Source organism: Streptomyces sp. UF-297 (assembly GCF_058245575.1).
This window is the reverse complement of sequence record NZ_JBSIBZ010000008.1, coordinates 24,713-47,091: the sequence shown is the minus strand read 5'-3', so window position 1 is coordinate 47,091 and position 22,379 is coordinate 24,713. Positions and strand designations below refer to the sequence as shown.

The window sequence follows — 22,379 nt, the reverse complement described above, 5'->3', positions numbered from 1 at the left end:
CGGAGATGAGCCAGCACAAGGCGCTCGTACTGGACGAGGTGCGCAAGTACCACCGGGACTCTCAGGGCGGCGGGGGGTTCGTGCCGGGGGTCACCGAGATCTGGCCCTCCGGCGCCGTACTGGACGAGGAGGACCGGGTGGCGCTGGTCGAGGCCGCGTTGGAGATGCGGATCGCCGCGGGGCGGCATTCCCGCAGATTCGAATCCGAGTTCGCCCGCAGGCTGCGGCGCCGCAAGGCCCATCTGACCAACTCCGGCTCCTCCGCCAACCTCCTGGCGATGTCCGCGCTCACCTCGCACCTCTTGGAGGAGCACCGGCTGCGGCCGGGCGACGAGGTGATCACCGTGGCGGCGGGCTTCCCCACCACCGTCAACCCGATTCTGCAGAACGGTCTGGTCCCGGTCTTCGTGGACGTGGAGCTGGGCACGTACAACACCACGGCGGACAGGGTGGCGCAGGCGATCGGCCCCAGGACCCGCGCCATCATCATCGCGCACGCCCTCGGCAACCCCTTCCAGGCCACCGAGATCGCCCAACTGGCCGCCGACAAGGGTCTGTTCTTCATCGAGGACAACTGCGACGCGGTCGGCTCGACCTACGACGGGCAGGTGACCGGGTCCTTCGGCGACCTGTCCACCGTCAGCTTCTACCCGGCCCACCACCTCACGATGGGGGAGGGCGGCTGCGTACTGACCTCGGACCTGGCGCTGGCCCGGATCGTGGAGTCGATGCGCGACTGGGGCCGGGACTGCTGGTGCGAGCCCGGCGAGAGCGACACCTGCTTCAAGCGGTTCAAGTACCAGATGGGGACGCTGCCCGAGGGTTACGACCACAAGTACATCTTCTCGCACGTCGGTTACAACCTGAAGGCCACGGACCTGCAGGCCGCTCTGGGCCTGAGCCAGCTGAACCGGCTGGAGGAGTTCTGCGCCGCGCGGCGGCACAACTGGCGGCGGCTGCGCGAGGGCCTGGACGGGCTGCCCTGGCTGATCCTGCCCGAGGCCACCGAGCGCAGCGACCCCAGCTGGTTCGGCTTTGTGATCACGGTGGACCCGCAGGCACCGTTCCGCCGCGCGGAACTCACCGACTACCTGGAGGCCCGCAAGATCGGCACCCGGCGGCTGTTCGCCGGCAACCTCACCCGGCATCCCGCCTACATCGGGCAGCCGCAGCGCGTGGCGGGGGAGCTGACCAACAGCGACCTGATCACCGAGCAGACCTTCTGGGTCGGGGTCTACCCGGGCATCACCGACGAGATGGCCGACTACGTCATCTCCTCGGTGCAGGAGTTCGTCAGGGCCCGCTGAGGCGCCCGTGACACCACACGGAGTTGATAGATGCTGTCGAAAGTCGCCCCGCCCACACCCGCCGGACCAGGTCTGCCCCAGCTGCGTGCGGACGCCGGGCTCCCGGCCCGCATCGCGCGCTCGACCGCCACGCCCCAGGGAGCGGGGCTGCCCACCGAGGACTTCGGGCCGTGGCTGGAGCGCTGCCGCCGCGCCCATGACTTCAGCGTCGAGCGGATACCCTTCGCCGAACTGGACGGCTGGTCCTTCGAAGGCGCCACCGGCAATCTGCGCCACAGCAGCGGGCGCTTCTTCTCCGTCGAGGGCCTGCGGGTCACCGTCGGCGAGGAGCCGTACCGGCAGTGGAGCCAGCCCATCATCCGTCAGCCCGAGGTGGGCATCCTCGGCATCCTCGCCAAGGAGATCGACGGCGTACTGCACTTCCTGATGCAGGCCAAGATGGAGCCGGGCAATCCCAACCTCCTGCAGCTCTCGCCGACCGTGCAGGCCACCCGCAGCAACTACACCCGGGTGCACCGCGGTGCGCGGGTGCGCTACATCGACTACTTCACCGACCCGCGCCGCGGACAGGTGCTGGCCGATGTGCTCCAGTCCGAACACGGCTCGTGGTTCTACCGCAAGAGCAACCGGAACATGGTGGTTCTGGCCCATGACGACGTCCCCGCGGAGGAAGGGTTCTGCTGGCTGACGCTCGGGCAGATCGGGGAACTGCTGCGCCGGGACAACGTGGTCAACATGGACGCCCGCACCGTGCTGTCCTGTCTGCCGCTGACCGGGCAGGACGGCGCCGAGTCGGCGCTGCACAGCGATGCCGACCTGATGTCCTGGTTCACCGCCGAGCGCGCCCGGCACTCCGTCACCGCCGAGCGCATCGCGCTGGACCGGGTCGGCGGCTGGAAGCGGGGAGCGGACGCCATCGTCCACGAGGACGGCCGGTACTTCAGCGTCGTGGCGGTGTCCGTACGGGCCGGCAACCGCGAGGTCCCGTCCTGGACACAGCCGCTGTTCGCGCCGCACGGGCTGGGTGTCACCGCCTTCCTGCGCCGCAGCATCGGCGGCGTCCCGCACGTCCTGGTGCACGCGAAGGTGGAGGGCGGCTTCCTGGACACGGTCGAACTGGCCCCCACCGTTCAGTGCACCCCCGAGAACCACGTGGCGCCGGCGCCCGGACCGCGCCCGCCCTTTTTGGACCAGGTCCTGGCCGCCGGGCCGGACCGGATCCGCTACAGCGCCGTCCACTCCGAGGAGGGCGGGCGGTTCCTGGCCGCCGAGAGCCGCTACCTCATCGTGGACGTGTCCGAGGACGAGGCGCCGCGGGAATGCCCGCCCGGATACCGGTGGGTCACCCCGGCGCAGCTCAGCTGGCTGGTCCAGCACGGCCACTACCTCAATGTGCAGGCCCGCACCCTGCTGGCCTGCCTGACGACCGGGGCGGTGCGGCCGTGACGGACCGTCCGGTGAGGATCGGTGTGATGGGCGCTGCCGAGATCGCCCGCCGCCGGATTCTGCCCGCCCTGCACAGCCACCGTGCTGTGGAGATCACCGCGGTGGCCAGCCGCAGCGCCGGCAAGGCCGCCGAGCTGGCCCGGCAGTACGGCTGCCGCGCCGTGCACGGTTATGACCGGCTCCTGGAGCTGGCGGACGTGGACGCGGTGTACATACCGCTGCCCGCCGCCCTGCACGCCCGGTGGACGCAGGCGGCCCTGGAGGCGGGCAAGCACGTGCTCGCCGAGAAGCCGCTGACCACCCAGCTGGAGCGCACCCGCGAGCTGCTGGACCTGGCCCGCTCACTGGGCCTGGTGCTGATGGAGAACATGATGTTCGTCCATCACTCCCAGCACGAGGACGTACGCCGCATGGTCGCCGACGGCGTCATCGGCGAACTGCGCGACTTCCAGGCCTCGTTCGCCATTCCCGCGCTGCCGGGCGACGACATCCGCTACAACGCGCAGCTCGGCGGCGGCGCCCTGCGCGAGCTGGGCATCTACCCCATCCGCGCGGCCCTGCACCTGCTGGGCGGAGATCTGGAGGTGGTCGGCGCGGTACTCAGCACCGGCGCCGAGCACGAGGTGGAGACCTCGGGCGCGGCCCTGCTCAGGACCGGCGGCGGGGTCACCGCCCAGCTGACCTTCGGCCTGGACCACGCCTATCGGTGCCACTACCAGCTGTGGGGCAGCGAGGGGCGGATCACCCTGGACCGGGCGTTCACCCCGCCCGCCGGGCACCGCCCCACCCTGCTGGTGGAACACCGCTCCGGCGGATCGCGGCAGGTGCTGCTGCGGGCCGACGACCAGGTCGCCAAGGCGGTCTCCGCCTTCGCCGGTGCGGTCAGATCCGGGTCCGCCCCCGACGCGGAGGACCCGCTGCGCCATGCGCGCCTGCTGGACGAGGTGTACCGGACGGCCCGTACCGGCCGCTTCCGCAATGCGACCGGACCAAGGAGTTAAGGACGTGCGACAGATCTTCGACGCGCCACCGGCTGCCAGGGCGGCGGTGTGAAGCGTGCAGTGAGCGACCTCGCGCTCTTCGGGGGCCGCTCCGCCTTCCTGCAGCCGATCTATGTCGGCCGGCCCAACCGCATCGACCGCGGCCGCCTCTTCGACCGCCTGAACTGGGTGCTGGACAACCAGTGGCTCACCAACGGCGGCCCGCTGGCGCTGGAGTTCGAGGACCGGGTCGCCGAACTGGCGGGCGTACGCAACTGCGTGTCCACCTGCAACGCCACCGTCGCCCTCCAACTGCTCGTTCAGGCCAGCGAGTTGACCGGCGAGGTCATCATGCCGTCGCTCACCTTCGCGGCCACCGCCCACGCGGTGCGCTGGGTGGGCCTCCAGCCGGTCTTCGTGGACGTGGACCCGCACACCGGCGGAATGGACCCGGCCGCGGTGGCCGCCGCTGTGGGCCCGCAGACCGCGGCGATCCTCGGAGTGCACCTGTGGGGCCGGCCCTGTGACGTGGACGCGCTGGAGAAGATCGCCGCGGAACACGGTCTGCCGCTGTTCTTCGACGCGGCGCACGCCATCGGCTGCACCGCGGACGGGCGTCCCATCGGCAGCTTCGGCACCGCCGAGGTCTTCAGCTTCCACGCCACGAAGGTGGTCAACGGCTTCGAGGGCGGTGCGATCGTCACGGACGACGATGGTCTCGCCCAGCGGGTGCGGGCGCTGCACAACTTCGGCATCGGGCTCGCGGGGGGCAGCCCGGCCGGCGGCACCAACGGCAAGATGAGCGAGGCGTCCGCCGCCATGGCGCTCACCTCGCTGGACGCCTTCGAGGAGGCGGTGGCGCACAACCGCGCCAACTACGAGTTCTACCTGGCCGAACTGCAGGGCGTACCCGGTCTGACCGTCGTGACGCACGACCGGCGCGAGGCCAACAACTACCAGTACGTCATCGGCCTGATCGACGAGAGCGTGACGGGCATCGGGCGCGATCTGCTGATCGAGGTACTGGGAGCCGAACACGCCACCGCCAAGCCCTACTTCTCGCCGCCCTGCCACCTCCTGGAGCCGTACAGGTCCCACGGGTCCGTCCAACTGCCGCACACCGAACGGCTGGCCGCCGGCGTCTTCGCGCTGCCGACCGGCTCCGGCGTCTCCCGCGAGGACATCCGCAGGGTGTGCAACGTCGTACGACTGGCCGTTTCCCGGGGCGCGGAGATCACCGCCCGCCGGAAGCGGATGAAGGGAGAACAGCCATGACGCCGACCTCGGCCGCCGCGCCGGCGGCCCTCGGGCAGTGGAATTCGGGCACCGACCGCGCGGCCGCCACCGCGGCCGTGAGCGACCTGCTGGTGGCGGGCGGACACTGCCCGGCGCAGGAGGCGGCCCGCCTGGCCCCGTCGCTGGTGGCGCTGTGCGCCCACTACGGCGCCGAGCCGTTCACCGCCCTGGAGTCCGTACGCTGCCAACTGGGGCTGGAGAAAGAGGAGTTCGGCCGCGCGCTGGAGCTGTTCGGCCGACTGCCGCAGCTGCGCGCCGCCGTGATCGCGGGCCCGGCGGGCAAGTACTGGTCCAACACGGTGCTGCCGCTGGAGGCCAAGGGCGTCTTCGACGCCGTCCTGGAGGGCAGGCCCGGCTACCCGCACATCCTGGGCCTCTACCCCGGCCCGACGTGCATGTTCCGCTGCCACTTCTGCGTACGGGTCACCGGCGCCCGCTACGAGGCCTCGGCGCTTGAGAGCGGTAACGCCGCCCTCGCCTCGGTCATCGACGAGATGCCCAACGACAATCCGTACGCTCTCTACGTCTCCGGCGGCCTGGAACCCCTCACCAACCCGGGCCTGGGGGAGCTGGTGAGCCGCGCGGCCGGCCGCGGCTTCAGGATGACGCTCTACACCAACGCCTACGCCCTGACCGAGCAGACCCTCGCCCGCCAGCCGGGCCTGTGGGACTTCCACGCGATCCGCACGTCGCTGTACGGGCTCGACGACGCCGAGTACGAGGCCACCACGGGCAAGAAGAACGCCTTCGGCCGGGTGCGCGCGAATCTGCGACGCTTCCAGGAACTGCGCGCGCGAGACGACCAGCCGGTGCGGCTCGGGCTGAACTACATCGTCCTGCCGGGCCGCGCCCACCGCCTTTTGGACCTGCTCGACTTCGTCGCCGACCTGGACAGCGCGGCCCCCGGCCGCCCGCTGGACTTCCTCAACCTGCGCGAGGACTACAGCGGCCGGCCCGACGGGCGCCTCCCTGCCGAGGAGCGCGCCGAACTGCGCGCCGCCCTCGCCGCGTTCGAGGAGAAGGCGGCCAGGGTCACCCCCTCCCTGGAGGTGGACTACGGCTACGCGCTGCACGGGCTCAAGTCGGGCGCCGAGGCCGAGCTGCCCCGTATCCGGCCCGAGACGATGCGGCCCGCGGCGCACATCCGGGCGGCGGCCCAGATCGACCTCCTCGGTGATGTCTATCTCTACCGCGAGGCGGGCTTTCCGGGACTGGCCGGCGCCGACCGCTACATCGCCGGGCGGGTGGGCCCGGACACCTCGCTGCGCCAGGTGGTGGAGGGCTTCGTCGCCGGCGGCGGCCACATCGTCCCCCAGGCCGGCGACGAGTACTTCATGGACGGATTCGATCAAGTAATCGCGGCACGGCTCAACCAGATGGACGCCGACATCGCCGCGGGCTGGGGGCGAGCGCGTGGCCTGCTGCGCCGATGACCCCCGCTGTGCCGACGACCCCGAGCGTTCCGACGACAGAGCGGGCGCCCCGACCTGGGAGGCTGACCGATGACCACGCGTGTGTGGGACTACTTGCCGGAGTACCGCAGTGAGCGGGAGGACCTGCTCGACGCGGTCGAAACGGTCTTCGCCTCGGGCCAGTTGGTCCTGGGCAAGAGCGTCCTGGGCTTCGAGGACGAATACGCCGCGCACCACGGCGTGGCCCACTGTGTCGGCGTCGACAACGGAACCAACGCGGTACGGCTGGGCCTGGAGGCCCTGGGCGTCACCCGCGGCGACGAGGTCATCACGGTCTCCAACACCGCAGCGCCCACGGTGCTGGCCATCGACGCGATCGGCGCCACCCCGGTGTTCGTCGATGTGCACCCCGACACCTGCCTGATGGACACCTCCCGGGTCGCCGCGGCCGTCACCGACCGCACCAAAGCACTGCTGCCGGTGCACCTGTACGGCCAGTGCGTGCAGATGGCCCCGCTGCGCGAGCTGGCCGAGGAGCACGGCCTGCGCATCCTGGAGGACTGCGCCCAGGCGCACGGAGCCCGCCACCACGGCCGGCTCGCCGGGACGATGGGGGATGCCGCGGCGTTCTCCTTCTACCCCACCAAGGTGCTCGGCGCCTACGGCGACGGCGGCGCGGTGATCACCTCCGACGCGGCGGTGGACACATCGTTGCGCCGGCTGCGCTACTACGGCATGGACGACGTCTACTACGTCGTGCAGACACCGGGCCACAACAGCCGCCTGGACGAGGTGCAGGCCGAGATCCTGCGCCGCAAGCTGCGCCGTCTGGACGGCTACATCGCCGGCCGGCGCGCGGTGGCCGACCGCTACGCCGAGGGGCTGCGCGATCTGACCGGGCCCGGCGGTCTGCAACTGCCCGTCCTGGCGCCGGGCAACGACCACGTCTACTACGTGTACGTGGTGCGCCACCCGCGGCGCGACGAGATCCTCCGGGAGCTCAAGCGCTTCGGCATCGAGCTGAACATCAGCTACCCGTGGCCCGTGCACACCATGAGCGGCTTCGCCCACCTCGGCTACGAGAAGGGGGCGCTGCCGGTCACCGAGGCCCTCGCCCAGGAGATCTTCTCGCTGCCCATGTACCCCTCGCTGGCCAAGGACACCCAGGACAGCGTCATCAGCGCCCTGCACGAGGTGCTGGCCACGTCATGAGTACCCCACCCGAAAGGCAGACCATGAGCAGCGCCGATGTCACCAGCCTCTTCGACACAGCGGATGTGTACGAGGCCATCTACCGAGGACGCGGCAAGGCGTACGCGGAGGAGGCCGCGCGGGTCGCCGCGGTGATCCGCGAGGCCAATCCCGACGCCTCCTCCCTGCTGGACGTGGCCTGCGGCCCGGCGTCCCATCTGGTGCACTTCCAGGACCACTTCGAGCGTGTCGAGGGCATCGACCTGTCGGCCGACATGCTGCGGGTGGCCAAGGAGCGGCTGCCGCAGATCCCTCTGCACCACGGCGATATGCGCGACTTCGCGATCGGGTCCACGTTCTCCGTCGTCACCTGCATGTTCAGCTCCATCAGCTACGCCAGGACCCCCGAGGAGCTGGACTCGGCGCTGGCCGCCATGGCACGACACCTCCGGCCCGGCGGTGTCGTGGTCATCGAGCCCTGGTGGTTCCCGGAGAACTTCCGCGACAACTATGTGGGCGGCGATGTGGTGACCGTGGACGGGCGGACCATCTCGCGGGTCTCGCACTCGGTGCGCGAGGGCCGGGCGACGCGAATGGATGTGCACTACGTGGTGGCCGGGGCGCAGGACGGAATCCGGCACTTCTCCGACACCCACCGGATGACGCTGTTCGAGCGCGCCGAGTACGAGGCGGCCTACACCCGCGCCGGCCTCTCGGTGCGCTACCTCGCCGACCCCCAGGGCGGCCCCGGCCTGTTCGTGGGCGCGCTGCCCGGCGCGCGAGCCGCGGCCTGAGAGCCGTACCCGCAGCACCGACCACTGGAGAAGCCATGCACCGCACCCACGCCCGCCGGGCGCTGTCCCTGACCGCCGGAGCCCTGCTGCTGGCCACCGTGGCCGGCGCCGCCCCCGCCGTCGCTGCGCCCCCGGCCTCCGACGCCCCGCCTTCGGCCGGCGCCCGGCACATACGGACCCTGGACATCGTCTCCACCGACACGTCCCTGACCGCCCCGGCCACCGCCACCCCGGGGCCGGCCACCTTCCGCTCCTCCACCACCCACGAGGGCTCCGGTTGGGTCGGGCTGGCCCGCCAGAACCCGGACGGTTCCACCGCGTTCCTGGGAGGGGTGGTCATCCACCCCGGCAAGCCGGGTCGGTTCACCCAGACGCTGGTCCCCGGCGAGTACGTGCTGTTCGACTACCTCTACAGCCAGGGCTCCCAGCCCCGGCAGCGCACCCTGACGGTCGCGGGAGCGGTCTCGGGAAGGACACCCGTACCCACGGCGACCATCACCTCCAAGGAGGTGCCGGGCGCCGGGCCCCGCTTCACGGTGGACGGCACGCTGCGGGCGGGCAAGCCGCTTCGGTTCACCAACCAGCTGCCGGACCGGCACAACGAGGCGGTGCTCTTCCCGCTGGACAAGGGCGTTGACAGGGCCGAGCTCCAGGCGTTCTTCGACGCCGTCAACGAAGGCGCCTCGCCCACCCCGCCCTTCGACACCTCCACCGGGCTGGGCAGCCTCCCGCTGTCCACCGGCGCCTCCCAGGTGATCCAGGTGCCCCTGCAGCGCGGCCGCCACGTCCTGGTGACCTGGGTGCGCGACGCCAAGGGCGAACTCCTGGCGAAGCAGGGCCAGTTCGAGATCGTCGAGGTGCGCTGAGCGGTCCGTACGACCGTCCCCGCCGCACGGAAGGAGGAGCAGCATGCGGATCATGTTCGCGACATGGCCGGCGACATCCCATCTGTATCCGGTCGCGCCCCTGGCGTGGGCCCTGCAGAACGCGGGCCATCAGGTGTGCGTGGCCAGCTACCCCGCTCTCGCCGGGACCACCCTCGCCGCCGGCCTGACGCCGGTGTCGCTGGGGGAGCGGGCGGACACCGCACCGGCCGCGCCGATACCCGAGGCGGAGCTGGACGCGCTGGGAGCGGCGCTGGCGCTGGACCCGGCCGACGCCCACCGGTGGGAGTTCTTCCGGCACCGCATTCTGCCCGTCCTCTCCTTCCACTACCCCGGCCGCGCACCGGACGCGGACCAGCAGGCGATGGTGGACGACCTGGTCGCCTTCGCCCGCGACTGGCGGCCCGACCTGGTGCTGTGGGACCCCGCGTTCCTCGCCGCCCCCGTGGCGGCGCGGGCGTGCGGCGCCGCCCACGCCCGGCTGCTGTGGGGGCTGGACTACTTCGGCTGGATCCGTGAGCGGTGCGCGCGGCTGCGGGGCGGACCGGCCACCGGCGCGGAGAGCGACCCGATGGCACGGCTGATGGCGCCGGTGCACCGCCGCTTCGGCCTGGAGCCCGAGGCGGAGATGTTTCTGGGCCAGTGGACGGTGGACCTGATGCCGCCCCGGATGCGGTTGCCGGTGGACACGCGCACCGTCTCGGTCCGCGCCGTCCCCCATCAGCGCCCCGCCGCCCTGCCGGCCTGGCTGCGCGCCGCGCCGGAGCGCCCGCGGGTCTGTCTGACCCTGGGAGTGACCGGGCGCGAGCGGTTCATCAACAGCGGGGTGCCCATCGCGGACGTGCTGGAGATGATGTCCGGCCTGGACGCCGAGTTCGTCGCCACCTTGAACGCCGACCAGCTCGGCTCGGTCGGTGCCGTTCCCGGCAACGTCCGCACCGTCGACTACGTACCGCTCAACCAACTGCTGCCGACCTGCTCGGCCATCGTCCACCACGGCGGCTTCGGCACCTTCGCCGCCGCGGCCGCCCAGCGGCTGCCCCAGCTGATCACCGGCGCGCTGAGCGCCTGGGACCGGGGGGTGGCGATGGCCACCGCCCAGTACGTGCACGGCCGCGGGGCGGGCCTTGCCATGGACACCGAGGGATTCACCGTGGAGGCGATGCGCGGCCAGTTGCTGCGCCTGCTGACCGAGCCCTCCTTCGCGGCCGGTGCCACCGAGCTCCACCACGATCTGCTCGCCACACCGGGCCCGGCCGACATCGTTCCCGTACTTCAGGACCTGACCGCCGAGCACCGCCAGGAGGTTTCATGCGCGTCCTTGTGACGACGACGCCGCTGTCCACCCACTTCCTCCCGCTGGTCCCGCTGGCCTGCGCATTGCGTGCCGCCGGGCACGAGGTGCTGGTCGTGGGGCAGCCCGATGTCGAGGAGGCGGTCCGGTCGGCCGGGCTGAACCCCGTCGTGATCGGCGAGCGGTTCCACACCCAGGACCGCATGCTGGCCCTGCTGCGCGACGGGGAACGGCTCATCCACACCTACGGCCGCCCCACTCAGGAGGACATGGCCGGCTACCCGGACACCTGGGTCGAGCACATCGCCCAACTGCTGCCGCACTACCTGGACTTCGCCCGTGCCTTCCGTCCCGATGTGCTGATCTCCGACATGCTGGAGTTCAAGTCCCTGATCGTCGGCGGGGTGCTGGGCGTGCCGGTGGTGCACCACCGCTGGGGCGTCGACCCGCTCTCCCGCCCCATGCGGGAGAACGCCGGGCCCCGGCTGGAGGAGGTGTGCCGGGGCCTGGGCCTGGACGGCCTGCCCGACCCCACCGTGATCCTGGACCCCTGCCCGCCGTCGCTGCGCATCCCGGGAGCTGAACCAGCCCTGCCCGTACGGCACTTCCCCTACAACGGCAATGGCGCGCTGCCGCCCTGGCTGCGCGCCGAGTGGCAGGAGAGCGGCGACCGCAGACCGCCCGGGGGGCGGCGGCGGGTCGCGGTCTCCATGGGCGCCCGCACTCTGGAGCTGAACGGCGTACCCCTGATGCGGCGGGTCCTGGGCGCCTTCGAGGGCCTGGCCGACACCGAGGCGCTGGTCACCGTCGAGGAGTCCTTCCGGGAGTCGATCGGCCCGGTGCCGGCGAACGTAACGATGATCGACCCCACGCCGCTGCACTTCTTCCTCGGCGGCTGCACCGCCATGGTGCACCACGGCGGCACCGGGACCGTGACCACGGCCAGCGCCTACGGCCTGCCCCAGCTGGCCCTTCCGCAGCTGGCCGACCAGTTCGCCAACGGCGACCGGCTGGCGGCGGTGGGTGCGGGGCTCACGCTGGACACCGCCGCCGCCCAGGACGCTCCCGACCAGGTCCGTGCGGCGCTGCTGCGCGTTCTGGACGAGCCCGGGTTCCGGGACCGTGCGCAGGAGCTGGCCCGCGAGGTCGAGCGGATGCCGGTCACCTCGCAGGTCGTCGCCGACCTGGAACGGCTGGCCGCCGGTTCCACGAGTTGAGCGGGAGGAGACGTCATGGCGGTACGGGCCGTACAGACCCCGATACCGGGGGCGTTCGTCATCACCCCCGAACAGCTCCACGACGAGCGCGGGTCGTTCTACGAGTCCCTGCGCACCGATGAGCTGGAGCGCGTCCTCGGATTCGCCTTTCGGCCGCGCCAGATCAACTACTCGGTGTCCCGTCGCAATACCCTGCGCGGCATTCACAGCGTGACCATCCCGCCGGGCCAGGCGAAGTACGTCTCCTGCGTCCGGGGGGCCGCGCGGGACATCCTGGTGGACCTGCGCATCGGGTCCCCGACCTATCTGCACAGCGTCGTCAACACCCTGGACGCCGCTTCCGGCACATCGGTGTTCGTGCCCGAGGGCGTGGGCCACGGATTCCTCACGCTCCAGGACGACACCTGCATCTGTTACGTCGTCTCCAGCACCTACGTCCCCGGCACCCAGATCGACATCGACCCGCTGGACGCCGAACTGGCGCTGCCCTGGGGGTATACGGAGCCGCCGCTGATCTCGGAGAAGGACGCCCGGTCGCAGTCGCTGGCCGAGGCGGTCCGTGCCGGTGTTCTCGCCCAGTGGCGGGACGTTCCCCCGCCCGACCTGACCGCATAGGGAGAGCCCGTGAAGTTCCTTTTCCTGGCCGGGGGCAGCCCCGCCACCGTCTTCACCTTCGCCCCGCTGGCCACCGCCCTGCGCGGCGGCGGACACGAGGTCTTCGTCGCCACGATCGAGGAGAACGTCCCGGTCGTCGAGGGCGTCTGTCTGCCGCCGGTGCCCGTCGTGACCATGGCAGACCTGGAGATCGTCTCCAAGGACGGGACCGAGGACCCCACCCGGATGCTCGCGGACCCGGCGCAGCAGATGCGCCTGGTGGGCCGCTGGTACGCGCGGGTGGCGCGGGGCAGTCTGCCCGCGCTGACCGGCCTCGCCGAGCGGTGGCGGCCCGACGTGGTGGTCGGCGGCAGGCTGGCCTACGCCGGACAGCTGATCGCCGCGCGGCTGGGCGTCCCCTACGTACGACACCCCTGGGGGCTGGGGGACTGGAGCGGGTACGACCTGGGCGGCAGCGAGGAACTCGCGCCGGAGCTGGCCGAGCTGGGGGCCGAGCGCCTGCCGGAGCCGGACCTGGTGCTGGACATCTGCCCGCCCGCGCTCGTGCCCGCCGGCCAGGAGTCGGCCGAGGCGGGCCGGCCGATGCGCTGGATGCCCGCCAATCTCCAGCGACGCCTGGAGCCGTGGATGTACACCCGCGGTGAGCGCCGCCGGATCTGTGTGACCACCGGCACCCGCGTCACCGACGAGAAGACCTTCGAGGCCCTGGGCCGCGGCTCGGACTTCCTGCGCCAACTGGCCGGGACGGCCGCCAAGCTGGACGCGGAGATCGTGATCGCGGCGCCCGAGGAGATCGCCGCCCAGCTGCGCGCGGAGATACCGGGGGTCAGGGCGGGCTGGATCCCGCTGGACGTCATCGCGCCCACCTGCGACCTGGTCGTCAGCCACGGCGGCACCAACACCAGCATGGTGGCCCTGAACGCCGGGGTGCCGCAGCTGAACATCGCCAAGATGTACATCTCCGAGGTGCAGTCCCGCCTGGTCTCCGACTTCGGCGCCGGCCTGACCATCCCGGTCGGCGAGGCCACCTCCGAAGACGTCGAGACGGCGTGCGGCGAGCTGCTCATGGACCCGGCCTATGCGCGCAGGGCACGCGAGGGCGCGGCCTCCATGGCCGCGATGCCCCTGCCCGCCGAACTCGTCGGCGAGCTGGAAGCGCTCGCGGCAGGCTGACGGCCGTCCCGGCCACTGTTGCCCCCCCCGAACCCCTGAATGGAGAGCGCCGATGCGGGTCCTTTTCGCCGTCTTCCCGGCAACTGCCCACCTTTATCCGGTGGTTCCGCTGGCCCACGCCCTGCAGAGCGCGGGCCACGACGTCTGCGTGGCCACCTCGCCGGACATGGCCGAGGACATCATGGCGGCCGGTCTGAAGGCGGTGCCGGTCGGCGAGACGGTCGATCTCGGCACCGTCCTGCCGTCCGTGGCGAGCGAGGAAACCCTCGACCTGCTGGCCGCCAGGCTGGGCGTGAGCGAGCAGGAGCTGACGGACCCGGAGGTCCGCAAGGCCGTCCGGTACCACCTGATCTCGATGATCACCCTGGGGTATCCCTCGGAGTCCACCGGCCGCCCCGCGCTGGAGGATCTGGTGGACTTCACCCGCTCCTGGCGGCCGGACCTGGTGCTGTGGGATCCGATGTGCTTCGGCGCCGGCATCGCCGCGCGGGCCTGCGGGGCCGCCCACGCCCGCATCCTGTGGGGCCTGGACCTGGTCGCCCGGTTCCGCGACCGCTACGCCGAGGTGCTCAACTCGCCCGGGGAACTGGGCGGGCCACTGCTGGTGGACGCGATGGCCCCGACGATGTCGCGGCTGGGCCTGCGCTACGACCGCGAGCTCCTTTTCGGCCAGTGGAGCATCGACACGATGCCGGCGCGGCTGCGGCTCCCGGCCGACGTGCGCTACCTCCCGCTGCGCCGGGTCGCCTACAACGGCCCCGGTGTCTTCCCCGACTGGCTGCGGACCCCGCCCAAGCGGCCACGGGTCTGTCTGACCATGGGGATGAGCATGCGCAAGTACTTCGCCGACGACGAGGCGCTGGTCACCGAACTGCTGCTGACGGCGGCCGACCTGGACGTCGAAGTGGTCGCCACGGTCAGCGCGGGGCAGTTCACCTCCGGCTTCACCCTTCCCGAGAACGTCCGCACGATCGACTACGTACCCCTGGACCTGGTGCTGCGCGAGTGCTCAGCGATCGTCCACCACGGCGGTACGGGCACCTACGCGGCGGCGGTGGCCCACAAGGTGCCCCAGCTCATCCTGCCCACCCGCATGGGCGATCACCTCGCGCTGTCCCAGTACGTCGAGCGGATGGGCGCGGGGCTCTACACCGAGCGCGCGGACTTCTCCGCCCGGAAGGTGGGCGAGCAGCTGGAGCGACTGCTCACCGAGCCCTCGTTCCGCGAGGGCGCCGCCGAGGTGTACCGGGATCTGCTGGCCTCCCCCAGCCCGATCGAGGCCGTCCCGGCCCTGGAGAAGCTCACCGCGCAGTTCCGCGCCTGAGCACCGGCCCGAGCAGGAGGAGAAAGCACCGTGCAGGCACGTGAGTTGAAGGTCAAGGGTGCCTTCGAGTTCACCGCGCGTTCCTTCCCCGACGACCGGGGGATGTTCACCTCGCCGTACGAGGAGAAGGCGTTCACCGCCGCCGTGGGGCACCCGCTGTTCCCCGTCGTGCAGTCCAGCCACAGCGTGTCCCGGCGGGGGGTGGTCCGCGGCATCCACGTCAGTGCCGCGCCGCCCGGCCAGGCGCAGTACGTCTACTGTCTGCGCGGCAGGGCCGTCGATGTCATCGTCGACACCCGTGTGGGCTCGCCGACGTACGGGCTCACCGATTCCGTGGTCCTGGGCGAGGACACGGTCCGCGCCGTGTACTACCCGGTGGGCGTGGGCCATGCGTTCATCTCGCTCCAGGACGACACGGTGCTGTTCTACATGCTCTCCGCCGGGCACGACCCGGACAGCGAGTTCGCCCTCTCGCCGCTGGACCCCGAGCTGGCCCTTCCCGTCCCGCCCGGGGTGAGCCCCCTCCTCTCGGCGCGGGACCGCTCGGCGATGACCTTCGCCCAGGCCGAGGCGCGCGGCGTGCTGCCGCGGTACGCCGACTGCCGCCGGATCGAGGAGCGGTGGCGGTGACCGCTGCTGCCCGTTCCGGTGCACCTGCCGGGCCCGAGCACCGCCCCCTGGTGACGATTCTCGGCGCCTCCGGCCTGATCGGGTGCGCGCTGGCGCGTGAGCTGGCGCACCGCTCGATCCGGCTGCGGCTGGTCTCACGGCGCCCCACGCCCGTACCCGCCGGGGCCGCGGCCGACATCGAGGTGCGTACGGCGGATCTCACCGTGCCCGGCGCGCTGGCCGGCGCGGTGGCGGGCTCGGACGCGGTGGTGCATCTCGTGGCCCACATGGTCGGCCCGGCGCGCTGGCGGCTGGACGCGGGCGACCCGATCGCCGAGCGGGTCAATCTCGGCCTGGTCAGCGACCTCGTGGAGGTGCTGGCCGCACGCCCGAGGACCGGCCCGCCGCCCGTCGTGCTGTTCGCCGGGACGATCTCCCAGGTCGGCCTGTCGGCCAGGGAACGTATCGACGGCAGCGAGCCCGACCTTCCCCAGGGCGCCTACGACCGTCAGAAGCTCGCCGCTGAGCAGGAGTTGAAGCGGGCGACCGCGCGCGGGGCGCTGCGGGGGATCTCGCTGCGGATGCCCACCGTCTTCGGCCACGAGCCGGCCTCCACCGTCCAGGACCGGGGCGTGGTCTCCACGATGATCCGCCGCGCGCTGGCCGGCCGGTCCCTCACCCTGTGGCACGACGGCAGCGTGCTGCGGGACCTGATCCATGTCCAGGACGTGGCCCGCGCCTTCGTGGCGGCTCTGGACCACGCCGATGAACTGGCGGGCGGGCACTGGCTCCTGGGCAGCGGACAGGGCGAGCGGCTGGGCGAGGTCTTTGCGCGGATCGCCCGTACGGTGGCCGGGCACACCGGACGGCCGCCGGTCCCGGTGGTCGCGGTGGGTGCCCCGGAGCAGGCCGAGGCCACCGACTTCCACAGCTACGAGATCGATTCCTCCGCGTTCGGCGCCGTCACCGGCTGGCGGCCCGAGGTGTCGCTGTCCCAAGGACTCGTGCGCACCGTACGCACCCTCGCCGAGCAGGAGGCGTAGCCCCGCCATGCCAGCCCGAGAGCTCGCCGTGCGCGGCGCCTTCGCATTCACCGTCCCCGGCGAACGCGACGGACGCGACGAAAACAGCCTGACCGTACCGTCGTTGAGCGAGGAGGACTTCGCCCGCGCGGTGGGCCGCCCCGTCTTCGCCGTGTCCCAGGCCAGCTTCAGCCGGTCCCGGCGCGGTGTGGTGCGCGGCCTGCACTACACCGCGGCGCCGCCCGGCAGGCCCAAGTACGTGTGCTGCCCCAGCGGCCGGGCCCTGGACATCGTCATCGACGTACGGGTGGGTTCGCCCACCTTCGGGCGGCACGATGTGGTGCTCTTCGACCAGGAGAGCCCGCGCGCCGTGTACTTCCCCACCGGCGTCGGCCATGTCTTCGTCGCCCTGGAGGACAACACCCTGATCTCGTACCTGATCTGCGGCGGCTACATCCCCGAGAAGGAGATGGCGCTGTACGCCTTCGACCCCGAGCTGGGGCTGCCCGTCCCCCAGGGCCAGGACCTGATCCTGTCCGAGCGGGACCGCGTCGCCCCCACGCTCGCCGAGGCCGCCGCCGCGGGGCTGCTCCCGGACTACGCCGAGTGCCTGGCGGCCGAGGAGAAGTTCTGGTCGTCGCGGGCCGCCGCACCGGACCCCGATACGCGAAGGAGCCGCGCCGATGCCCGCACCCTTTGACCCGCCTCCGCCGCCCGGTGCGCCGTGCGCCGTCGTCCTGGGCGGCACCGGCTGGGTGGGGCGGCACATCTGCGCCGGGTTCGCGCGTGTCGGCTACCGCGTGCTGGCGGTGGCCCGCACCGCCGTGGCCCGGCCCGCGGCACACGGCTTCCGCTCCCTGGACCTGGTCGCCGCCACGGAGGGGGAGCTGTCCCGGCTGCTGTCCGAGGCGCGCCCGCAGGTGGTGGTCAACGCCACCGACGCGGCGAACGCCACCGACGGGTGGGAGCGGACCGAGGCGCAGCTGTACGCGGCTCATGTGGAGGCCACCGAGCGGCTGATCCGGGCCCTGGCGCCGCTGCCGTGGCGCCCGCGCCTGGTGCACATCGGCACGGTCCACGAGTACGGGCCGGTCGAACCGGGCACCTCCGTCCGGGAGTCGGCACGCACCCGGCCGGTGAACGCCTACGCCCGTACCAAGCTCCTGGGCTCGCAGGCCGTGCTGCGGGCGGCCCGCGCGGGGGCGGTGGAGGGCGTGGTGCTGCGGCTGGTCAATGTCTGCGGGCCCGGCCCTTCGCCCGCCAGCTTCCCCGGCAAGCTGCTGGCCCTGCTGCGCGAGGCCGCCGCGGGTGGCGCGGTGACGCTGACCGTCGCCGACTCCCGGCGCGACTGGCTCGATGTGCGCGACGCGGCCGCGGCGGCGCTGCCGGCGGCCCGGCTCCCGGTCAGCGGCCACGTCGTCAACCTCGGCAGCGGAGTCGCGGTGCCCACCCGTGAGCTGGTCGCGCTGGCCCGTACCGCCGCCGATCTGCCCCCCGGCGCCGTGGCCGAGCGGGAGAACCGCGAGAACACCGTGCGCAGCCTGGGCGGCGACTGGATCAGGGCCGACATCCGGCTCGCGGCCCAACTGCTGGGCTGGCAGCCGCGGATCTCACTGGCGCAGTCCCTGCGGGACATGTGGGCCGCGGACGTGGCCCCGGCCCGCTGAGGTTCCGGCCGGGGCGTCAGCCCGGCATCCCCGCGGCGAGCCCGTCCAGGACCCGCTGCAGCTGCCATTCGAAGGCGTCGTCGGGGTCCGGGTAGGACTCGGCCTCGTTGACCATGCGCGTGAACATCGGGAACTGCCCGCTGTCCATGAGGTGCTGGAGGTAGGGCAGCATCTGCTCCTGCCAGGGGCCGCTGCCGGCCTCCGCCGCATCGCCCGCCGGGCGCCGCCAGGTCCGCTCCTCCAGCTCGGTCTGTACGAAGCCGTTGACGAAAGCGTGCAGGGTGTTGATGACCCGTACCGTCTCGTCCATCGACAGCCCCGGCCCGGCCACCGCGGACAGCGCGAACTCGGTCTCGGCCACCGAGTGGGGGCCGAGCATCGGGCGTCCGGCCCGGAGCGAGGCGAGCCAGGGGTGCCGCAGTACGACCCTGCGCTTGGCGCGGGCCAGTCCCGCCAGGTCCGCGCGCCAGTCACCGGAGGGCCGCTCGGGCCGCTCGCCTTCCCCCGTCGCCGCGTCGACCATGAGGTCGAGCAGTTCGTCCTTGGTGTGCACGTGCCGGTACAGCGACATCGTGCCGCAGCCCAGCCGCTCGGCGATGTGCCGCATGGTGACCGCCGCCACGCCCTCGGCGTCCGCGATGGCCAGCGCCGCACCGGTGATCTGGTCGCGGTCCAGGTGCACCTGTGCGGTGCGCCTCGGGCGCTGCGGCCTCATCCAGATGACATCGGACTGCGGATCGCCGGTCGCGGCCACGTGCACTTCCCCTCTGTCGCCCCGTCAGGGCTCCACTGCTCGGTCACGGCCGGAAAATTCGCCGTTGCGTATAGCGTATGCATGAGTACGATGTACGCAAGAGTACGGCGTACGCATTCGTGGCGTGCCGGCGAAGGGAGCTTTCCGTGGCGGCGCAAGGTCTGACCCTGGTGATCGGGGCGACGGGCAACATCGGACGTCAGGTGGTCCACCAGCTGGTGGCGGCGGGCCATCCGGTCCGTGCCTTCGTCCGTGACCCGGCAGCCGCGGGGCTCCCGGCCGAAGCCGACGTCGTCAAGGGGGACTTGACGGCTCCGGAGACGCTCGTCCCGGCCCTGGACGGCGTGGAGTCGGTGTTCCTGGTCTGGCCCTACCTCACGCTGGAGGACGCCCCCGCCGTCGTCGAGGCGATCGGCGAGCGGGCGCGCCGCGTGGTCTACCTCTCCTCGGCCGGCATCCGCGAGGACCAGGAGGAGCAGGACGACCCGATCAACCGGTTCCACATAGGCATCGAGCGGATGATCGAGAAGACCGGTGCGCAGTGGACGTTCCTGCGCTGCGGCAGCTTCGCGGCCACCCTGCTGGAGTGGGCGGACCAGGTCCGCGAGGGCGTCGTGCGTGAGGCCTTCGGCAGCTCCGTACGGGTGCTGATCCACGAGCGGGACATCGCGGCGGTGGCGGTGCTCGCCCTGACCCAGGACGGGCACACGGGACAGAAGTACGTCCTCACCGGCCCCGAGGCGCTGAGCCAGATCGACCAGGTGCGCATCATCGGCGAGGCGATCGGCCGTCCGGTGCGCTTCGAGGAGGTCCCGCAGGAGGAGCTGCGCGCGGCCATGCTCGACGAGGGCTGGGCCGCTGCCGACATCGACGGGCTGTTCGCCGCCTACGAGCAGATGGCGCAGGTGGAACAGCCCGTGGGCCACACCGTGCAGGAGGTCACCGGCGTGCCGGCCCGCAGCCTGCACCAGTGGGCCCTGGACCACGCCGCCGACTTCCGCTGAGCGCCGGGTACCGCGGATGCGCGTTCTGATGATGAGCACCCCGGCCGCCACCCACTTCACGCCCCTGGTGCCGCTGGCGTGGGCGCTGCGGGCGGCCGGTCACGAGGTCCTGGTGGCCGGGCAGCCGGACGTGATGGGTGCGGTGCGGGCGGCCGGGCTGAGCGGCGTGAGTATCGGGCCCTGGTTCCACGGCGAGGACATGATGCGCGCCATGGTGGGGGGCGAGCGGCCGGTGGCGGTCCTGCCCCGCACCCCGCCCGAGTCGCTGGGCCAGCTCGGCTACACCTGGATGGTGCACACCAAATACGTGCTGCCGGAGTACCTCGCCTTCGCGCGCGCCTTCCGGCCCGACCTGGTCGTGGCCGACCCCATGGACTACAGCTCCCTGATCGTGGGCGGCGCGCTGGGCGTACCGGTGGCGCACCACCGCTGGGGCGTGGACCCCATCTCGGGTCCGGCCCGCCGGGCGATGGCGCCGCACCTGACGCCGTGGTGGCGGGACGCCGGGCTGGACGCGCTTCCCGACCCGACGGTGATCCTCGACCCCTGCCCGCCCGCCCTGCAGCATCCGGACGCCGAGCCGGGGATGCCGGTGCGCTACGTCCCGTACAACGGCAATGGCCAATTCCCGCCCTGGCTGCGGGAGTTGCGCGAGCGGCCCGGCGGCGGCCGCGGGGCCCCGCGGCGCGTGGTGGTCTCGCTGGGGACGTACACCCTGCTCCTGAACGGCGCGCCTTTGGTGGGCAGTGTGCTGCGGGCCTTCGCGGACCTGCCGGACACCGAAGTGATCGCCACCGTCCCCCCGGAATACCGGGACGCCGTCGGCCGGGTGCCCGACCGGGTGCGGATGGTGCCCCCCACCCCGCTGCACCTGCTGCTGCCGGGCTGCGACCTGATGGTCCATCACGGCGGGGCCGGCACGGTGCTCAGCTCGCTGGCCGCCGGACTGCCCCAGCTCGCGCTGCCCCAGCTGGGCGACACCTTCGCCAACAGCGACGGGCTGGCGGCGGCGGGCGCGGGGATCACCCTGGACACCGCCGAAGCACAGGACGACCCGGACCGGGTGCGCGCGGCGCTGGCGGAGCTGCTGGGCGACCCCGGCTACCGCAGGGCCGCCGAAGAGCTGCGGCAGGACATGGCGCGGATGCCCGCCCCGTCCCTGGTCGCCGCCGACCTGGAGCGGATGGCGCTGCAGGGGCGGCCGCCGGCGCCGGGCTGAGCCTGCCGGAGGTGCACAGGGCCTCCGGGGCCGGCCCGGCCTGCTCCGTAGGACCGTCACAAGCACACTCCCGAGGAGAAGGCGATGGGAATTGCGAGGCAGAGCGATCCCCGGATCGCGGCAACGGCCCTGGTCCCGGGCGGACTTGCCGGCCGGTCGGTGGTCGTCCTGGGTGGCACCGGCTTTCTCGGCCGTCACATCCACGACGCCTTCGGCGCTGTTGGAGCCCGGACGCTGCGGGTCTCCCGGCAGGCCCCGGACCTCCCATCGCCGTCCGGCGGCAACGGGGCGGCCCGGCTCGACCTGGTCGGTGCCGAGCCGCGGCAGCTGGCCGCGCTGCTGGTGCGCGCCGAGGCGGAGGTCGTCGTCAACGCCGTCGGCCGGGCCTGGCAGGCAGGTGAAGCGCAGATGTCCCAGGCGCACGCCGGCCTGGTCGACCGGCTGGTGGCGGCGCTCGGCCTGCTGCCCAGGCCACCGCGGCTGATCCAGCTGGGCACCGTCCACGAGTACGGTCCCGCGGCCAGCGGCACCAGCATCGCCGAGGACCACCCGGCCCTGCCGTGCACCGCCTATGGGCATTCCAAGCTGCACGGCTCGCACGCCGTGCTGCGCGCCGCGCACACCGAAGGGCTGGACGCGACGGTGCTGCGGATCGCCAATGTCTGCGGCCCCGGCGCCCCCGGCGGCAGCCTGCTGGGCACCGTCGCCGACCATCTGGCCCGGCTCGGCGCCGCCCCCGCCCGCAGGGGCGGCGCGGTGCCGTCGGCCGAGCTGCGGCTGGCGCCCCTGCGGGCCCGCCGCGACTTCGTCGACGTACGGGATGTGGCGGACGCCGTGCTCGCCGCGGCCCGCGCACCGGCGGCACACATCGCGGGCGAGGTGATCAATATCGGCCGCGGGCAGGCCGTCGCGGTGCGCTGGCTGGTCGAGCGGATGATCGCGCTCAGCGGGCTGCCCGTACCGGTCGTCGAGGAGGAGCGGGCGGGCGGCAGCGGCGTGGAGTGGCAGCAGCTGGACATCTCGCGGGCCCGGCTGCTGCTGGGGTGGCGGCCCCGCCGTGGCCTGGAGGAGTCGCTGGCCGACCAGCTCGCGGCGCTGGGAGCGCCGCACCAGGGGCCGGCAGGGGAGCGGACATGAACAGGAGTGTGCGGATGACCTCGGAACGGATCGC

General features: G+C 72.4%; 21 protein-coding genes. 20 read left to right on the top strand and 1 reads right to left on the bottom strand.

The annotated features are described in order from the left end of the window. Positions 1-5 precede the first annotated feature (5 nt). The 17 genes from rfbH (at position 6) to AC4IJH_RS07185 (ending at position 18,231) form a co-directional block, all read left to right on the top strand. Positions 6-1,307 (top strand): lipopolysaccharide biosynthesis protein RfbH, encoded by a 1,302-nt coding sequence (gene rfbH, locus AC4IJH_RS07265; RefSeq protein ID WP_490850707.1) that lies wholly within the window; start codon positions 6-8, stop codon positions 1,305-1,307. A 30-nt stretch (positions 1,308-1,337) separates the two neighbouring features. Continuing rightward, complete coding sequence (locus tag AC4IJH_RS07260) at positions 1,338-2,753, top strand: NDP-hexose 2,3-dehydratase family protein (RefSeq protein ID WP_490850706.1); 1,416 nt, start codon at positions 1,338-1,340, stop codon at positions 2,751-2,753. Further along, a complete protein-coding gene (locus tag AC4IJH_RS07255; protein ID WP_490850792.1) occupies positions 2,645-3,754 on the top strand; it encodes a Gfo/Idh/MocA family protein in 1,110 nt (369 codons plus the stop codon). The genes AC4IJH_RS07260 and AC4IJH_RS07255 overlap by 109 nt, the downstream gene beginning before the upstream one ends. A 48-nt stretch (positions 3,755-3,802) precedes the next feature. Then, on the top strand, positions 3,803-5,008 hold the full coding sequence (locus AC4IJH_RS07250; RefSeq protein WP_490850705.1) for a dTDP-4-dehydro-6-deoxyglucose aminotransferase: 1,206 nt from the start codon (positions 3,803-3,805) through the stop codon (positions 5,006-5,008). Further along, complete coding sequence (gene desII, locus AC4IJH_RS07245; protein ID WP_490850704.1) at positions 5,005-6,462, top strand: dTDP-4-amino-4,6-dideoxy-D-glucose ammonia-lyase; 1,458 nt, start codon at positions 5,005-5,007, stop codon at positions 6,460-6,462. The genes AC4IJH_RS07250 and desII overlap by 4 nt, the downstream gene beginning before the upstream one ends. 69 nt (positions 6,463-6,531) lie before the next feature. Next, entirely contained in the window at positions 6,532-7,653 is a 1,122-nt protein-coding gene (locus AC4IJH_RS07240) for a DegT/DnrJ/EryC1/StrS family aminotransferase (RefSeq protein WP_490850703.1), read from the top strand. Continuing rightward, positions 7,650-8,426: a class I SAM-dependent DNA methyltransferase gene (locus AC4IJH_RS07235; protein ID WP_490850702.1), complete on the top strand. Its 777-nt coding sequence runs from the start codon at positions 7,650-7,652 to the stop codon at positions 8,424-8,426. Before AC4IJH_RS07240 ends, AC4IJH_RS07235 begins: the two co-directional genes overlap by 4 nt. Before the next feature lie 35 nt (positions 8,427-8,461). After that, a complete protein-coding gene (locus tag AC4IJH_RS07230) occupies positions 8,462-9,292 on the top strand; it encodes a hypothetical protein (protein WP_490850701.1) in 831 nt (276 codons plus the stop codon). A gap of 43 nt (positions 9,293-9,335) precedes the next feature. Next, complete coding sequence (locus tag AC4IJH_RS07225) at positions 9,336-10,637, top strand: nucleotide disphospho-sugar-binding domain-containing protein (protein WP_490850700.1); 1,302 nt, start codon at positions 9,336-9,338, stop codon at positions 10,635-10,637. Then, a complete protein-coding gene (locus AC4IJH_RS07220) occupies positions 10,622-11,821 on the top strand; it encodes a nucleotide disphospho-sugar-binding domain-containing protein (protein WP_490850699.1) in 1,200 nt (399 codons plus the stop codon). Before AC4IJH_RS07225 ends, AC4IJH_RS07220 begins: the two co-directional genes overlap by 16 nt. Positions 11,822-11,836: 15 nt before the next feature. Continuing rightward, complete coding sequence (locus AC4IJH_RS07215) at positions 11,837-12,436, top strand: dTDP-4-dehydrorhamnose 3,5-epimerase family protein (protein WP_490850698.1); 600 nt, start codon at positions 11,837-11,839, stop codon at positions 12,434-12,436. A 9-nt stretch (positions 12,437-12,445) separates the two neighbouring features. Next, complete coding sequence (locus AC4IJH_RS07210; RefSeq protein ID WP_490850697.1) at positions 12,446-13,609, top strand: nucleotide disphospho-sugar-binding domain-containing protein; 1,164 nt, start codon at positions 12,446-12,448, stop codon at positions 13,607-13,609. 52 nt (positions 13,610-13,661) lie between these two features. After that, positions 13,662-14,933 carry an activator-dependent family glycosyltransferase gene (locus AC4IJH_RS07205; protein WP_490850696.1) on the top strand — a complete coding sequence of 424 codons (1,272 nt, stop codon included), beginning with the start codon at positions 13,662-13,664 and terminating at the stop codon, positions 14,931-14,933. 30 nt (positions 14,934-14,963) lie between these two features. Beyond that, positions 14,964-15,563, top strand: coding sequence for a dTDP-4-dehydrorhamnose 3,5-epimerase family protein (locus AC4IJH_RS07200; protein ID WP_490850695.1), 600 nt, complete (start codon positions 14,964-14,966; stop codon positions 15,561-15,563). Beyond that, on the top strand, positions 15,554-16,585 hold the full coding sequence (locus AC4IJH_RS07195; protein ID WP_490850694.1) for an NAD-dependent epimerase/dehydratase family protein: 1,032 nt from the start codon (positions 15,554-15,556) through the stop codon (positions 16,583-16,585). The genes AC4IJH_RS07200 and AC4IJH_RS07195 overlap by 10 nt, the downstream gene beginning before the upstream one ends. 7 nt (positions 16,586-16,592) lie before the next feature. Further along, the gene (locus tag AC4IJH_RS07190) at positions 16,593-17,264 is read left to right on the top strand and encodes a dTDP-4-dehydrorhamnose 3,5-epimerase family protein (RefSeq protein ID WP_490850693.1); all 672 of its coding nucleotides are present in this window, start codon (positions 16,593-16,595) and stop codon (positions 17,262-17,264) included. Continuing rightward, on the top strand, positions 17,248-18,231 hold the full coding sequence (locus AC4IJH_RS07185; RefSeq protein ID WP_490850692.1) for an NAD-dependent epimerase/dehydratase family protein: 984 nt from the start codon (positions 17,248-17,250) through the stop codon (positions 18,229-18,231). The genes AC4IJH_RS07190 and AC4IJH_RS07185 overlap by 17 nt, the downstream gene beginning before the upstream one ends. 16 nt (positions 18,232-18,247) lie before the next feature. Here the strand turns inward: AC4IJH_RS07185 and AC4IJH_RS07180 are convergent, their stop codons facing one another. Next, positions 18,248-18,985 (bottom strand): TetR/AcrR family transcriptional regulator, encoded by a 738-nt coding sequence (locus AC4IJH_RS07180; RefSeq protein ID WP_490850691.1) that lies wholly within the window; start codon positions 18,983-18,985, stop codon positions 18,248-18,250. Positions 18,986-19,131: 146 nt separating this feature from the next. Here AC4IJH_RS07180 and AC4IJH_RS07175 point away from each other — a divergent pair, with 146 nt between their 5' ends. The 3 genes from AC4IJH_RS07175 (at position 19,132) to AC4IJH_RS07165 (ending at position 22,345) form a co-directional block, all read left to right on the top strand. Next, positions 19,132-19,989, top strand: a complete 858-nt coding sequence (locus AC4IJH_RS07175; RefSeq protein ID WP_490850690.1) for an NmrA family NAD(P)-binding protein — start codon at positions 19,132-19,134, stop codon at positions 19,987-19,989. Positions 19,990-20,005: 16 nt separating this feature from the next. Next, the gene (locus AC4IJH_RS07170) at positions 20,006-21,208 is read left to right on the top strand and encodes a nucleotide disphospho-sugar-binding domain-containing protein (protein ID WP_490850689.1); all 1,203 of its coding nucleotides are present in this window, start codon (positions 20,006-20,008) and stop codon (positions 21,206-21,208) included. A gap of 84 nt (positions 21,209-21,292) precedes the next feature. Beyond that, positions 21,293-22,345, top strand: coding sequence for an NAD-dependent epimerase/dehydratase family protein (locus AC4IJH_RS07165; RefSeq protein WP_490850688.1), 1,053 nt, complete (start codon positions 21,293-21,295; stop codon positions 22,343-22,345). The last annotated feature ends 34 nt before the right edge of the window (positions 22,346-22,379 follow it).

Excerpts from the sequence above, each read along its gene's own strand:
- AC4IJH_RS07240 (WP_490850703.1), top strand. The coding sequence starts at position 6,532 with ATGACCACGCGTGTGTGGGACTACTTGCCGGAGTACCGCAGTGAGCGG.
- desII (WP_490850704.1), top strand. The coding sequence starts at position 5,005 with ATGACGCCGACCTCGGCCGCCGCGCCGGCGGCCCTCGGGCAGTGGAAT.
- AC4IJH_RS07165 (WP_490850688.1), top strand. The coding sequence starts at position 21,293 with ATGGGAATTGCGAGGCAGAGCGATCCCCGGATCGCGGCAACGGCCCTG.
- AC4IJH_RS07235 (WP_490850702.1), top strand. The coding sequence starts at position 7,650 with ATGAGTACCCCACCCGAAAGGCAGACCATGAGCAGCGCCGATGTCACC.
- AC4IJH_RS07185 (WP_490850692.1), top strand. The coding sequence starts at position 17,248 with ATGCCCGCACCCTTTGACCCGCCTCCGCCGCCCGGTGCGCCGTGCGCC.
- AC4IJH_RS07260 (WP_490850706.1), top strand. The coding sequence starts at position 1,338 with ATGCTGTCGAAAGTCGCCCCGCCCACACCCGCCGGACCAGGTCTGCCC.
- AC4IJH_RS07205 (WP_490850696.1), top strand. The coding sequence starts at position 13,662 with ATGCGGGTCCTTTTCGCCGTCTTCCCGGCAACTGCCCACCTTTATCCG.
- AC4IJH_RS07170 (WP_490850689.1), top strand. The coding sequence starts at position 20,006 with ATGCGCGTTCTGATGATGAGCACCCCGGCCGCCACCCACTTCACGCCC.
- AC4IJH_RS07215 (WP_490850698.1), top strand. The coding sequence starts at position 11,837 with ATGGCGGTACGGGCCGTACAGACCCCGATACCGGGGGCGTTCGTCATC.
- AC4IJH_RS07190 (WP_490850693.1), top strand. The coding sequence starts at position 16,593 with ATGCCAGCCCGAGAGCTCGCCGTGCGCGGCGCCTTCGCATTCACCGTC.
- AC4IJH_RS07220 (WP_490850699.1), top strand. The coding sequence starts at position 10,622 with ATGCGCGTCCTTGTGACGACGACGCCGCTGTCCACCCACTTCCTCCCG.
- AC4IJH_RS07225 (WP_490850700.1), top strand. The coding sequence starts at position 9,336 with ATGCGGATCATGTTCGCGACATGGCCGGCGACATCCCATCTGTATCCG.
- AC4IJH_RS07230 (WP_490850701.1), top strand. The coding sequence starts at position 8,462 with ATGCACCGCACCCACGCCCGCCGGGCGCTGTCCCTGACCGCCGGAGCC.
- rfbH (WP_490850707.1), top strand. The coding sequence starts at position 6 with ATGAGCCAGCACAAGGCGCTCGTACTGGACGAGGTGCGCAAGTACCAC.